Annotated in this window: 10 protein-coding genes; 2 read left to right on the top strand and 8 right to left on the bottom strand. The window is 37.4% G+C overall.

The features are described from left to right. Positions 1-36: 36 nt before the first annotated feature. A complete protein-coding gene (gene pckA, locus ACY2RU_RS14750; RefSeq protein ID WP_490139247.1) occupies positions 37-1,641 on the bottom strand; it encodes a phosphoenolpyruvate carboxykinase (ATP) in 1,605 nt (534 codons plus the stop codon). Positions 1,642-1,778: 137 nt separating this feature from the next. On the opposite strand from pckA, the gene ACY2RU_RS14745 reads away from it, so the two are divergent. Together ACY2RU_RS14745 and ACY2RU_RS14740 are read left to right on the top strand one after the other, a co-directional pair. Continuing rightward, positions 1,779-2,459 carry a Crp/Fnr family transcriptional regulator gene (locus ACY2RU_RS14745; RefSeq protein ID WP_490139246.1) on the top strand — a complete coding sequence of 227 codons (681 nt, stop codon included), beginning with the start codon at positions 1,779-1,781 and terminating at the stop codon, positions 2,457-2,459. A 70-nt stretch (positions 2,460-2,529) separates the two neighbouring features. Next, positions 2,530-3,186, top strand: coding sequence for a hypothetical protein (locus ACY2RU_RS14740; RefSeq protein WP_490139245.1), 657 nt, complete (start codon positions 2,530-2,532; stop codon positions 3,184-3,186). Position 3,187: 1 nt separating this feature from the next. Here the strand turns inward: ACY2RU_RS14740 and ACY2RU_RS14735 are convergent, their stop codons facing one another. The 7 genes from ACY2RU_RS14735 to ACY2RU_RS14705 all read right to left on the bottom strand — a co-directional run bounded on the left by ACY2RU_RS14735 (position 3,188) and on the right by ACY2RU_RS14705 (position 13,066). After that, positions 3,188-3,643 (bottom strand): COG2426 family protein, encoded by a 456-nt coding sequence (locus ACY2RU_RS14735; protein ID WP_490139244.1) that lies wholly within the window; start codon positions 3,641-3,643, stop codon positions 3,188-3,190. 145 nt (positions 3,644-3,788) lie between these two features. Then, positions 3,789-4,922: a Vgb family protein gene (locus ACY2RU_RS14730; protein WP_490139243.1), complete on the bottom strand. Its 1,134-nt coding sequence runs from the start codon at positions 4,920-4,922 to the stop codon at positions 3,789-3,791. Positions 4,923-5,102: 180 nt separating this feature from the next. Continuing rightward, complete coding sequence (locus ACY2RU_RS14725) at positions 5,103-6,875, bottom strand: helix-turn-helix domain-containing protein (protein ID WP_490139242.1); 1,773 nt, start codon at positions 6,873-6,875, stop codon at positions 5,103-5,105. Positions 6,876-6,973: 98 nt separating this feature from the next. After that, positions 6,974-8,533, bottom strand: a complete 1,560-nt coding sequence (locus ACY2RU_RS14720; RefSeq protein ID WP_490139241.1) for an NAD(P)/FAD-dependent oxidoreductase — start codon at positions 8,531-8,533, stop codon at positions 6,974-6,976. 17 nt (positions 8,534-8,550) lie between these two features. Beyond that, on the bottom strand, positions 8,551-9,894 hold the full coding sequence (locus tag ACY2RU_RS14715; protein ID WP_490139240.1) for a capsule assembly Wzi family protein: 1,344 nt from the start codon (positions 9,892-9,894) through the stop codon (positions 8,551-8,553). 25 nt (positions 9,895-9,919) lie between these two features. Continuing rightward, the gene (locus tag ACY2RU_RS14710) at positions 9,920-12,301 is read right to left on the bottom strand and encodes a GumC family protein (RefSeq protein ID WP_490139239.1); all 2,382 of its coding nucleotides are present in this window, start codon (positions 12,299-12,301) and stop codon (positions 9,920-9,922) included. Positions 12,302-12,310: 9 nt separating this feature from the next. Then, positions 12,311-13,066, bottom strand: coding sequence for a polysaccharide biosynthesis/export family protein (locus ACY2RU_RS14705; protein ID WP_490139238.1), 756 nt, complete (start codon positions 13,064-13,066; stop codon positions 12,311-12,313). Positions 13,067-13,071: the final 5 nt, after the last annotated feature.

Raw genomic sequence — 13,071 nt, 5'->3', positions numbered from 1 at the left:
ACACAGTATTGCTTCGGTATTTATTTTTACCATAAACTATGCTTTTTCTAATTTTTCAGTTATACTAGGTGCACCCGAACGAATTTCGTCGTTTGCAAAAGATTGATAGCTATTAAAATTTTCACTGAACTTTGTCGCAAGCCCTTCAGAGGTTTCATCGTACTCCTGCTTATTCTCCCAAGTGTTTTTAGGATTTAACAAGTTGGAAGGTACTCCTGGGCATTCGGTAGGCATTTGCAACCCAAAAACAGCGTGCTTTACATAATCTACGTCATCTAATTTTCCGTTAAGAGCTGCCGTGATCATAGCTCGTGTATAACTTAATTTGATTCGTGCTCCAATTCCGTAGGGACCACCAGACCAACCCGTATTAACAAGCCAAACATTTACGTCATCGTTTTTGAGTTTTCGTCCTAATAATTCGGCATATTTGGTGGGGTGAAGCGGTAAAAATGGTTCCCCAAAACAAGCAGAGAACGTAGTTTGAGGCTCAGTAATTCCAGCTTCAGTACCTGCTACTTTGGCTGTATAACCAGAAATAAAATGGTACATAGCTTGGCCAACTGTTAATTTTGAAATTGGAGGTAACACCCCAAAAGCATCACAGGTTAGGAAGAAAATGTTTTTTGGAGTACCTCCAATAGATGGTTTCTTTGCGTTGGCAATAAAATTGATAGGGTAAGCTGCTCGGGTATTTTCGGTAACCTCCACATTATCATAATCTACTATGGTGGTACCTTCATAAAAACGAACATTTTCGAGTAGTGTACCAAAACGTACTGCTGAAAATATTTGTGGTTCTTTTTCTTCACTCAAATTAACGCATTTAGCGTAACAGCCACCTTCAAAATTGAATACGCTTTCTGAATCCCAGCCATGTTCGTCATCCCCTATTAAAGCTCTTGACGGATCTGCAGACAAGGTGGTTTTACCCGTTCCTGACAGACCAAAAAATACTGCTGTATCGCCTTCTTTACCAATATTGGCCGAGCAATGCATTGATAGAACATTTTTTTCGTGGGGAAGAATATAATTTAAGATTGTAAAAATTCCTTTTTTAATTTCACCAGTATAAGCGCTCCCTCCAATAAGGATCACTTTTTTTGTGAAATTTATTATTGTGAAATTAGATTGTCTTGTTTTGTCTATTTCTGGTTCGGCTTTAAACTCGGGAGCCGCTAGTATGAGCCAATCGTGCTCAAAAGTCTCCAGATCTTTTTTAGAGGGTCTTAAAAAAAGATTGTGCGCAAATAAGCTTTGCCAAGGTGTTTCAGTAATGACCCGAACGTTTAATTGATATTCTTTTTTACTTCCCGCCTGTACATCCTTAATATAGATATCTCTCTGAGATAGAAATTCAGTTACACGCTTGTATAAGCTATCGAAATCTTTAGTAGAAAATGGATGATTTACATCACCCCACCAAATAGAATCTTCAGTAATAGCATCTTTAACGATGTATTTATCTTTTGGAGATCTTCCTGTAAACTTACCAGTGTCACAGGCAAGCGCACCAGTATCGGTCAATACTCCTTGCCCATTTTGAAGCGTTTTTTCAACTAATTTTGAAACGGGTAAATTCCAGAAATATTCATTTGTGGGATGTATTCCAAGCAGATTCAATTGCTCTATTTTTTTCATAGAAATAACAGTTTATTTGTTGTGAACAAAGGTACTTGGATAAACGCTACTATGAGTTGACCGGAGTCTTGGCAAAACTTGATTTAAATCAAATTTTAGATTAAAAAATAAATAAGACGTAATTTCGTAATTCACCTATGATCACGAAATTCACATTCAATAGTCAATTTATTTTAAGCGAATTACCTTCGAAGGATAGGGAATTTCTCGAGAATGTGATGCTTGATAAAAAGTATCGCAAAAGCCAGCCCATATTCACTGAAGGTACCTTGCCATCTGGTATCTTTTATTTACAAAGTGGAAAAGTGAAGAAATACAAAATGGACAATGATGGGAGAGAACAAATCATATATATTTATAATGCAGGAGAGTTTTTTGGTTATTCGTCTGTGTTAAGTGAAAGTACATATGGCGATACAACGGTCGCCATTGAAAATTCTATTATTTCATATATAACTATAGAGAATTTTAATGAGATCCTTAATGAATCTTCATCATTTTCCCGCCTACTCCTTAAAAGCTTAAGTCATGAATTTAGCGTATTGGCCAATCATATGGCCGTATTATCGCAACGTACTGTACGCGAACGAGTGGCACTAAATTTATTAATTTTACACGATAAATATAAAGTTGATGATACGGCACATACATATATTACGCTTTCGCGATCTGATCTAGCGAATATGACCGGAACAGTTGTTGAAACCTTAGCACGTGTGCTTCATGATTTTAAACATGACAAGCTTATAGCGACTGACGGACGTAAAATTCAATTATTAAAAATAGAACGTCTTATTCAAATTGCAAATTTTTATTGAAACTAGACGTTATTAAATATAACAACAGTTAAATTTTGTTAGAATAAGATCTACTCATAAAATACTGAATATGAAAAACATAACTAGTACAATTAAATGGCTTTCCTTAGGTTTTATGCTTTTACTTTTTAGTGTTGCTTGTAAGGAAAAGAATGCCGAACAGATCAATTTTCCTAAGAAAGATATCAGTGATGCAATTAAAAGCAGTCAATTAGAAACAAATCAGGATACTCTTCTGGTTGCTTATTCCTATTGGTGGCCTCAGGCAGGCCCTTTTATAGGAAACTGTGCGCAACCGTATAGTCTGGCCTTTATTGGTACGATAAGGAACATTGAACAACCTTTGCCTAAAGGCGAAGGGCAATCTTATATTTCGCAATGGGGAACTATTTCGATCGACGAGGTTTTAGCAAAACGAACACTAGAAAATGAACACTTTCACGAGGAAGCCTATACTGCTTTTGATTGTTTCAACGGTACGGCCTTTAAACAAGATGATCGTGTCTTAGTTTTTATATATGAATACGAAGGTGGTTATGTGATTCCGGGAAGTGAGGCTATTATTAAAATTTCCGGAGAAAATGATCCAAAAGTAAAATCTATTCGAACCTATATCACATCGAATTACGATCCGCTAACCATAGAAACAGACTTAAATTTATGGAAAGAAATTGATCAAGCGGATGCGTTAAAGCAGCTTATTGATTGCAAGAGAACGATGCAGTAAATTAAGCGAGGCCTTTTATAGTGAGTACCGTCGTGGTCCAAACAATTACAGATGAAAAGAAAATCCCTATGGTATTGGCCCAAAAAGCTTTCTGCTTTTCGATCTTAAATATGTAGGTAGCAATGCTACCCGCATAAACACCTGTTCCTGGTAAAGGAATCATTACAAAAAAGATCAAGCCCCAAAATCCATACTTCTGAATTTTATTCCCAGAACCCGTTTTAGCACGCCTAGCGACCCAAATTGCGGCCTTTTTATACAATTTCCACCGTAATAGAGAAACATTGATTCTTTCAAGGAAGAACATCATCAATGGAAAAACCAATACATTGGATGCAAAACCAATAACGAAAACCAAATAAATATTTAGATCATGCACCAAGCCATACGGAATCCCAACCTTGGCTTCTCCTAAAGGAGATAAACTCCATAATATGGTTCCGATTATTTCTTGCATACTTGTTATTGACAGAAATGCAAAATTAATGCCTTCTTGTAGATTAAAACGTTTTTAAATCATAAAAAATATGTAATTTTAATAAAGAAAAGTGCTTCCCAAAATTTAGAGAAGCACTTTAAATATTTTCTATTCAGAAAAATAATCAGTTTTTAATCAAGTGTTTAGCCATATTCAAGCGGTCTTCACTCATTAAATGCATCATGTACATTCCTGCATCCAAGTGCGAAATATCAACAGCCAATTCCCATTGCGTCTCCAATACATTTTCTGTCACGCTTAGCACTACTTTACCTACTATGTCATAAACCAATATATTAATCTGACCTAATGGCACCTTGTTATTACCTTTCAGAATAAAACGATTGCTTGTCGGATTTGGATATAGTTCCAGGTTAAGATCACTGTAATATTCTCCCACAGATAAGGTAGTTGCGTCCGAAATTTTTCTAATATTTCCTTCTCCGCTATATTCCGAGATATAAAGTGCATTTTCAGAAGCATTGAACAATATTCCATTCGGAAAACTAAAGGTAGCATCTTCTATGGGGCCATCGTTATTGCCTTCATCATCTCCAGCGTATAGAATAACATCGTCTATGGCTAACGGATTAACCTCATAAATTTGGTGTCCCCCAAAATTAGTTGCATATAGCTTGCCGCCTGCGTAGGCGATAAATCCTATGGCTGCATTTCCGCTAGATGCCCCTCCATCTGGAACTGTTGCAATATAAACTGCCGTTCCTCCCAATCGATAAATTTCATTTCCAGTAAAATTAGAAACATACAGGCTTCCTCCGGTATCGAATGTAAGTCCAACAGGAGCATTTAACGGAGCGCCTTGATACAGTGTGGTTATGCTTCCATCTGTATTGAGTCTATTTACACTATTGTTGGCGATGTTGGTAAAGATCATGGCGTCTGTATCAAAATCTTTAATGAGTCCGGAAGGTACTCCTGCGGCATAGGAAGTAATTAGGCTTCCTGTTGAATCATATTTATTGATGGTTCCTGCGCTGTATTCGGCCAAATAGAAATTGCCATTACTGTCAAATGCACCACCATTAGGGTTCGCTAGCCCCGTAATAAAAGGTGTGGCTACTCCTGCGGGTGTGATCTTGTACACGGTAGTACCTCCAAAGTTTGAACCGTAGAGATTTCCGTTACTATCAAAAGTCATCGAATCATCTATATCAATCCCAGGATCTGAAAAGAAGGTTGAAACAGTTTGCGCGAATAGCACATTTCCGAAGAAAAAAAAGAAAAGATATTTAATCATAATATAAGGTATTAAGTGAATAGTTCAGGTCAACTAGAAACGCCCGAGAAATTAAAACACTACAGGCAAGAAGCTAGAAATCTTACGATCTCTTCAAAACTATTCAAGTTGATTGGGAAGAAAAAAAAGAGTTTCTTCCAATTTATAAATTGCGAGAAATCTTTAGAAAGTGAGCGCCGTTTAAGCGGTATGTAGCAATTTCTGCTTGATATAATAAGACGGAGTTAAGCCGGTAAACTTTTTAAAAGCACTGTAGAACGCCGAGCTGGAGGCAAATCCGGCTTTGTCAGCTATGTGTTCAATGGTTAGGTCTTTATATTCTGCTTTTGACTCTAAGTTTTGAAGTGTATGAGAAATACGAAGATCATTGATAAAATTGGCAAAACTCTTTTGATAGTTTTCATTAACGAACTTAGACAAGTAGGATGTATTTGTTTCCATCATCTTAGCCATCTTAGATAAGGTCATATCTTTATCTAAATAAAATGTATTGTCAATTAATTGTTCAATACTCAAGATCAGTTCTTTCTTTCTCGCCTTGTCGATCCCTAAACTTTCCTTTTTGCTTACCGCCGATATTTTTTCTTCTAAAGGAGTTCGCTCTTTTGCGCGTAACTCCCTAGCCAGTTGTTCAGTTTTTCGATACAAAAATTGCTTTTGCTTTTTCTGTTTAATAAAAAACCAACTAATGAGTCCTAGTAGTATTAATACTAGCGCTAAGGTGAGACCAATTAGTATTAATTGATTGCGTTGTTTTGCGATGATGATTGTGTGGAAATTATTTTCGGCACTTAAAATTTCGATCTCCAGTTCTTTTTTGTCTGATTCAAACTTCTCAGTGATCTCCAGAACCTCCTGACGCATGTTCAATGCGTCGATCGAATCTTTTAATCTTAAATATTGTTCATTATGATATAAAGCCTTTTCAAAACGCTTCTGTTTTATATAGGTATCTCGCAGGTTCTTATGAACTTCGGTTTGAGGTATTTCAATCTGATCTACCGCTAAGGCTGCATTAAAAAAGCTTACTGCTTTTGGGAGATCTCCTTGAAGAACAAATCCCAAACCTGCATTATTTCGGAGGCCATCCAAATGGCAATCGGTATTATCGGTAAGACCAGAAGTTGCATAATAGATAGCACTATCTCCCTTTTTCAATGTGAGATAGTACTCGCTGAGGGCGAGATAATAGGTAGGCAAATAAACCTTGGCCTTGGCTCTTTTTGCTCCCTCAAGTGCCTTAAGGGTGTATTGTATAGCTTGTTCGAGATTATCTTCTTTACTATAAATAGATCCTTTGTTATAAAGAATATAGCTCTCGTATCCTGCATCTTCATTATAATCGAGCGCATCATCATACAAAGAGAGCGCTTTAGTACTATTTCCTAAAAGTTGGTTTATTTCAGCCATATTGAGATAAACATCCATCATATTCAGGCTATCATTCCTATTTTCCAAACCTTTCTTTTCAAGTAGACCTTGGGCAGCAATTGTATTTTCTAAAGCCGATTTATAGTCTTGCTCATACGCGTTTATTGCGGTAAAAAGCATTCTAGCCTGAAATCGTAAACTATCTTGGAGTTTTTCCCGCTTAAGTATGTTAGTAAGATATTCTTTGGCTTTCGTTGACTTGGTTTGCCAGTATAAAAGTTTTGCGTGATTTAATTCTGCGCTAATAATTGCTTCGGAAGTATTTAATTTTGAAGCCAAATGAAGAGCTCTTTCAGTATACTTATTGGCGCTGTCAAATTGCTTTTGCCTACCGTAGTTAACAGACCATTGTATATAATTTCGAAGTTCGTCAAGTTTGGTTGTCTCAACTTCAGTTGGCTCGGTAAGTTTTTGTTGCCCGAAAGAAGGAATAGCTATAAGAAAAGTAAATAGCAACAATAACCTAGATCTTCTAACGAAGAGAAAATCGATATAAAACGATAAGAAACGCTCTTTTTTCATGACAAAAACTACATTTTGAAGCTATTAGCAAGATGACAAAATTTTCATCAAATTACTATCCCGATTTATAAATCAGAAGAAAAATAAAGCATTTTTTATTATATATTTTCGGCGTATTTCTTGGAAATAGCATCTACGCAGTTAATTCCGTCGATAGCTGCCGAGATTATTCCTCCTGCATAACCAGCTCCTTCCCCGCAAGGATAAAGTCCGTTAACTTCAATATGTTCTAGTGTTTCAGGATTGCGCGGAATGGATATTGGAGATGATGTACGGCTTTCGGGAGCATGCAAGACCGCCTCATTGGTATAGTATCCTTTCATTTTTTTTCCGAAGAGAACAAAAGCTTTTTTCAATCGCTTGCTCAATAAGGGCGGTAATACCTTATTCAGATCAACAGAGGTGATTCCGGGTTGGTATGATGTCTTCGGAAAGTTGACGCTCGTAGTACCATTTACAAAATCGATCATGCGCTGAGCCGGCACGTGTTGGGTCTTCCCTGCAGCTTCCCAGCAAGTTCTTTCTACTTCTTTCTGAAAATTCAGGCAGACGAATGGATCGTCCTCTTTATAATTAGGCAAGTCTTTAGGTTCAACACTTACCACAATCCCCGAATTCGCATATGGGTTGTTTCTCTTACTCGGACTCCAGCCATTAGTCACTACTTCCTCCTGTTCTGTAGCACAGGGCGCTATAATTCCTCCAGGACACATGCAAAATGAATATACACCCAAACCGTCAACCTGTTCTACTAAGGCGTAAGACGATGGCGGCAAATACGGATTATCACTATCTCCGTGATATTGAATATGATCAATTAATTGCTGCTGATGCTCGACGCGAACACCAATGGCAAATGGTTTTGCTTCTATTTTTACTTTCTTCTCATAAAGCAAATAAAATATATCCCGCGCCGAATGACCTGTAGCCAATACAACATCAGAAAATGGCAACCAATTTTCATTAACTTTTATGGCTGTAATGCTGTGATTCTCGATCTTAAGATCGGTAAGTTTAGAATTAAAATGTACCTCTCCTCCTGCTTCAATGATTGCTTCGCGCATAGCAGTAATGATCTTTGGAAGCTTATTGGTTCCTATATGAGGATGTGCGTCTACCAAAATATCGGGATCTGCACCAAAGTGAACAAACCATTCCATGGCTTTTAAGACGTTACCTCGCTTTTTAGAACGTGTGTATAGTTTTCCGTCCGAATAAGTTCCAGCTCCGCCTTCACCGAAGCAATAATTGGATTCTGGATTTACTATTTGATCTTTATTAATAGCAGCTAGATCTCTTCTTCGCTCCCGTACATCTTTTCCGCGTTCAAAAACAATTGGTTTAAATCCGGCTTCAATAGCCCTTAAAGCAGCATACAAACCTGCCGGACCCGCACCTATTATGGCAATTTCTTGAGCTTCGGAAACTTGCTTCGGAAGAAATTCTGGAATAAGTTCACGAGTCTCCCCTTTGGTCCAAAGTTCTATTTGCAGATTTAACTTTACCGGCGCCCGTCGAGCATCGATAGAACGCTTTCGAATGCGCCAGTCTGAAATATCAGCACGTCTCAATTTTGCTTTTTCCAAGGCAAGTTCGAGCACATAGGCTTCATCGTCCTGTTTTTGAGGTGCAATTAAAATTTGGACAAGTGTGCTCATATTATGGTGCTGATCAACTAAAAAGAATAGCTGTATTGAAGTGCAAGGGCTGCTTTATTATCGCTTACATCTACAACATCAAACGCTCCAAGCAGCGTAAAAGTTCCGTAGTTGGTGGTTTTATAAGCCACTGAAGCATAATTTAACCAACTGTTCACTGTTGGATCAAACGGTTTTCTATAGGTTCCGAAGTTAGTGAAGTAGCTTGTCTTTACTTTCCAATCGAATTGTTTTACACTTCCCATAAGGCCTAGGTGATGAACTCTAGACCGATTGCTGATAAATTGAGAATTCATATCATTTAAAACGATGCTTGGGTCATTCAGAATAAAAGGCAGCCCTATAACTTGTCCTTCATATGTCCATCCACTGCGGTACGTACTATTTCCGAAGTAACCGTCAAAACCACTATTTCCGTCTGTGCCACTTTGATCACTGCTGTCAATATATTCATAAATGACCTGTGTAATCAATTTTTGGTTTGTAGGTTCAAACGAAATCCCCCAAATCCCATCAGGAAAATTCGCAAAGCGGGTTCCAGAGCCATCTTCAAAGGGATGATCATGATATGCCGTAAAGCGACCGTGTTTTGTTGGCATTTCGTATTGAATAAAATAGGTCCCAAGATGATTTCCAACGGCATTCAATGCTTCACCAAATGAGCCATCTTTATCGCCTTTACTAGCAATAAAAACATTGGTAAAGGCCTCAAAGTCGTTTTGCAACTCAGTTCCATCTGGCGCAGTACCCGCCCATTGCGCATAATGCTGTAATTGCAGGCTTAGCTTACTCCTATCATTAAAGGTAGTGATAAGGCCCAAACGTTTGTAATGTACTCTTACATCGTCTATATAGCGGTTGTCATTAAGCATATAATGACCAATACCCCAATCAATAGCGAAGGTCTTTGAAATTGCAAGTGGCTTATTAGCTTCTAAGAGTACTCCTGGTAACGGACGAGCATTTGTTGAAAATATAAAGTTTTTATTTGAAGCTGAGAGTCCGTTAAAGACAACAGCAGCAGCTTTTGAACCTAGCGTAGCCTTTAACCATGTATTTTTAAATTGAAGATACAAATCACGGCGTTGAATATCGTCCTCAAAACCATTTCTCGCCATGGCAGTAATACCTGCGTTTAAGTATACACTATCTTTTAGTTGATAGCTTGCTTGAATAGATGCTAAGCCTGCATAATCGGTTTCTTGTCCTATTTCTGTATTGGTGTTAGTATATAACCAAAAAGGAAGTGTGTCTTCAGAAGAAAATATACCTGTAGCTCTTAAATGCCCGTTCCATGTTACATCTTGTGCCAGGGTGATGGCACTGCATAGCGCGCAAGCTAAAAGAATAAAATTCTTCATATGATTAAGTTAATAATTGAAACTATTAGCGCTGAAAAATACGTTTATACCACGGAACTTGTTCTTCTGAATAGGCGTATCCATATTTATTTCCATAGCCAAAGTTATTAAGACTCACATTGTTAAGCACGAGTGCCACATTATCTAGACGGCCATCTGCAATTGCATCTTTTGGAAAGTCTAAGAGGCGCTTATCAGTATATCCTGCACGGGTAACATACAAGGTGATATCTGCAAGGTGATTGATCAAAATGGTATCGGTAACAAGCATAGATGGCGCTGTATCTACGATCACATAATCGTATTCTTGCTGAAGTTCCTCAAAGAATGTCTTTGTTCTATCTTGCATAAGTAACTCGGCTGGATTGGGAGGAATTACCCCAGATAGTACAATCCGTAAGTTTTTACTTTGCTCAATTTCATAAGCAAGTTCATTTGCTTTTAAACTATCATCTACAAGATATTCGGTAAGCCCGGGGGCATTCTTAAACTGTTCCGGTAAATAGCGGTGTAATTGTGGATTTCGAATATCAGCACCTACTAAAACAACTTTTTTGTTTGTAAGCGCTAGAGTAAGTGCTAAGTTAAAGGCAACAAATGTCTTTCCTTCTCCCTTGATGGTAGACGTAACAAAGATGACTTTGGATGCGTCTCCTTTTTTCAGATTATTGATAAATAAGTACTGAAGGTTAGTTCGGAGAATACGAAATGATTCTGCGAGTACGCTTCGGTCATTTATAAGTACTAATTGTTCGTCACTTTTCTTCAGTTTTGGCACTTCGCCAATAATGGCTGTATCTGTAAGTACGCGTTCAACATCACGACGGTTAGCCACTTTGGTATTGACAAGTGATCTTAGATAAACAAAAACAAACGGTATTACAAGTCCTGCCATTAAAGCCCCTAAATAAATTAGTGGCACATTTGGTGCAACCGGGCCTTTACTGCTATATGCACTATCTACAACCTTCGCTTTAGATGAAGTAACCGCCAAAGAGATTGACGCCTCTTCACGTTGCTGTAAGAGATATAAATAAAGTTGTTCTTTAATTGTTTGCTGACGTTCAATGCCTCTGTATAACTTTTCCTTGGTAGGCACTTTACTCAATTTAGAGTTTAGTATCGACTCCTGATAGTTTAAGTCGCGCATTGACACTTTTAATCCATTGGTTGAGTTTTTTAGACTTCCCAAAATACTTGTACGTATCTGCTCTAATTGATTGTTTACGTTAACCACAACTGGATTTTTGGCCGTTGATGATTTTAATAACTTATTTCGTTGCAGGATAAGGTCGTTATAATTCTTTATATCTACAGAAATACCCTCAGCTTCGAGTCCTATATTTGATGGAAGCAAGTCGTTACTCGATGCATTTTCCATATACTCGATCATCGTATTTGCGAGTTCGAGCTGCGTACCTATATTGAATTGACGTTTATTAAATTCACTAGCGTTCTCCAATATTAATTGCGCTTCAGATTCAATATTCGTTAATCGATTGGTACTTTTAAACTGTTCTTTATTACGTTCAACAGAGTCTAATTCGCGTGTAATAATTTCAAGTCTAGAGTCAATAAAATTGGATGTCTTCTGTGTAATTTGATTGTTATCGTTAATAGCGTCTTTATTGTATTGAAAGATCAACTCATTGATAAAATCTTCTGCTTTTTCGCGCACAGGCGATAGCATCTTTAAAACAACTACATTACTATTTTTAATCTCATTGGCAACTCTAATCTTCTTCTGATATGTGAGTGCCACATCTTCTGGATTCTTATATTTTACAGAGATCCGTCGTCCTTTGTACTTTTCAAATTGTGATCTATTGTCGAGATCAGGTAAAACCGTGATGTCACCAAAAGCCAAACTCACTTTTTGACCGAAAGTATATGTGTGACTTATAGATTTTGATTCATTTTCAATTTTGTATTCTGTATCGGAAAGAATCTCAAAGAATAATTTTGGAACTTGCTTATTCCCTAGACTGTCACTAATGTTCAAATACTGAACCGTCAAGGGCTTATAGCTGTATAGTTCGGTTGTTTTAAAGGTTCCTAAAGACTCATAGGTTATGTTTAAGTCAAGCTCCTTAACAGCTTCTCTTATAATACGTTGTGAATTAAAAATTGCTAATTCATTTTCGATCTTACTATTACCCATTTTAGAGAAGAATCCGCCATAATCAGAAAATGCAGATAATTCTGAATCATTGTTGCCTTTGTCATCTTTTATAATAATGGTGGCCTTAGATTCATAAAAGGAGGTTGTATAACGCAAATAAATATAGGCGCAAACCAAGGCTATGATAACCCCTAAGGCAAACCAAAACCAATAGCGGGTATATCCTTCCAATAGTTCACGGAAAGATTTTTCTTTGATATCTGTAGAATTCTTAATTTGGCTCATGCTAAATTTTTATCGTGAGAGAATAATCACCGAACTCAATACGATGGTGAAGAGTGATAATAATGCAGGTACATCTGGAATAAATCCAGATTTTTTAACACCTTTTAAGGAAGGTTCTACATAAACCACATCATTTTGTTTTAGAAAATAGAACGGACTATCAAAAAAATCACTCTTTGTAAAATCTATTCTAGCCACGCGGCGCTTCCCATCAATCTCACGAATTATGGTAACATCCTTACGGCGACCGTCTAATGTAAAATCTCCTGCTAAACCTATGGCTTGAGGTAATGTAACCCGTTCATCTTGTATTGTAAAAACCCCTGGATTGTTTACCTCCCCTATAACGGTCACCTTAAAATTCAAGATACGAACGTCTACAACGGCATCCTTGATAAACTCTAGAAGCATTCCTCTTAACATGGTTTGAACTTCAGCACGAGTCTTTCCCGAAACTGGTAACTCACCAATAGTAGGAAATTGAATAGCTCCTTCTGCATTGACCAAATACCCCTGTAATCCTATGTTTCCTGAATTCCCGGAATTTTGTAGGCCGGTATTTCTTTGGAAAGGCTTGATTACTGTCTCATCCATAGATGATACGGTAATATATAAAATATCATTCGGCTCAATTATGGGCTCAAATGCCTGTTCTATAGCTCTTTCATCTAAAATTTCAGAGTCTTGGAAATACAGGATCTCTTTCTTCGTGGCACACGAAAATAAGGATATAACGGCTAAACTAAGTAGTAAAATCTTTTTCATTGATC

This window comes from Ulvibacter sp. 2305UL32-6, from assembly GCF_058148545.1.
Note: the sequence above shows the minus strand (reverse complement) of the source record. Positions and strands in the feature narration are given on the sequence as shown.

What these genes read in the sequence shown, in the direction of transcription:
- pckA (WP_490139247.1), bottom strand. Translation starts at nt 1,641, where the DNA reads ATGAAAAAAATAGAGCAATTGAATCTGCTTGGAATACATCCCACAAAT.
- ACY2RU_RS14745 (WP_490139246.1), top strand. Translation starts at nt 1,779, where the DNA reads ATGATCACGAAATTCACATTCAATAGTCAATTTATTTTAAGCGAATTA.
- ACY2RU_RS14740 (WP_490139245.1), top strand. Translation starts at nt 2,530, where the DNA reads ATGAAAAACATAACTAGTACAATTAAATGGCTTTCCTTAGGTTTTATG.
- ACY2RU_RS14735 (WP_490139244.1), bottom strand. Translation starts at nt 3,643, where the DNA reads ATGCAAGAAATAATCGGAACCATATTATGGAGTTTATCTCCTTTAGGA.
- ACY2RU_RS14730 (WP_490139243.1), bottom strand. Translation starts at nt 4,922, where the DNA reads ATGATTAAATATCTTTTCTTTTTTTTCTTCGGAAATGTGCTATTCGCG.
- ACY2RU_RS14725 (WP_490139242.1), bottom strand. Translation starts at nt 6,875, where the DNA reads ATGAAAAAAGAGCGTTTCTTATCGTTTTATATCGATTTTCTCTTCGTT.
- ACY2RU_RS14720 (WP_490139241.1), bottom strand. Translation starts at nt 8,533, where the DNA reads ATGAGCACACTTGTCCAAATTTTAATTGCACCTCAAAAACAGGACGAT.
- ACY2RU_RS14715 (WP_490139240.1), bottom strand. Translation starts at nt 9,894, where the DNA reads ATGAAGAATTTTATTCTTTTAGCTTGCGCGCTATGCAGTGCCATCACC.
- ACY2RU_RS14710 (WP_490139239.1), bottom strand. Translation starts at nt 12,301, where the DNA reads ATGAGCCAAATTAAGAATTCTACAGATATCAAAGAAAAATCTTTCCGT.
- ACY2RU_RS14705 (WP_490139238.1), bottom strand. Translation starts at nt 13,066, where the DNA reads ATGAAAAAGATTTTACTACTTAGTTTAGCCGTTATATCCTTATTTTCG.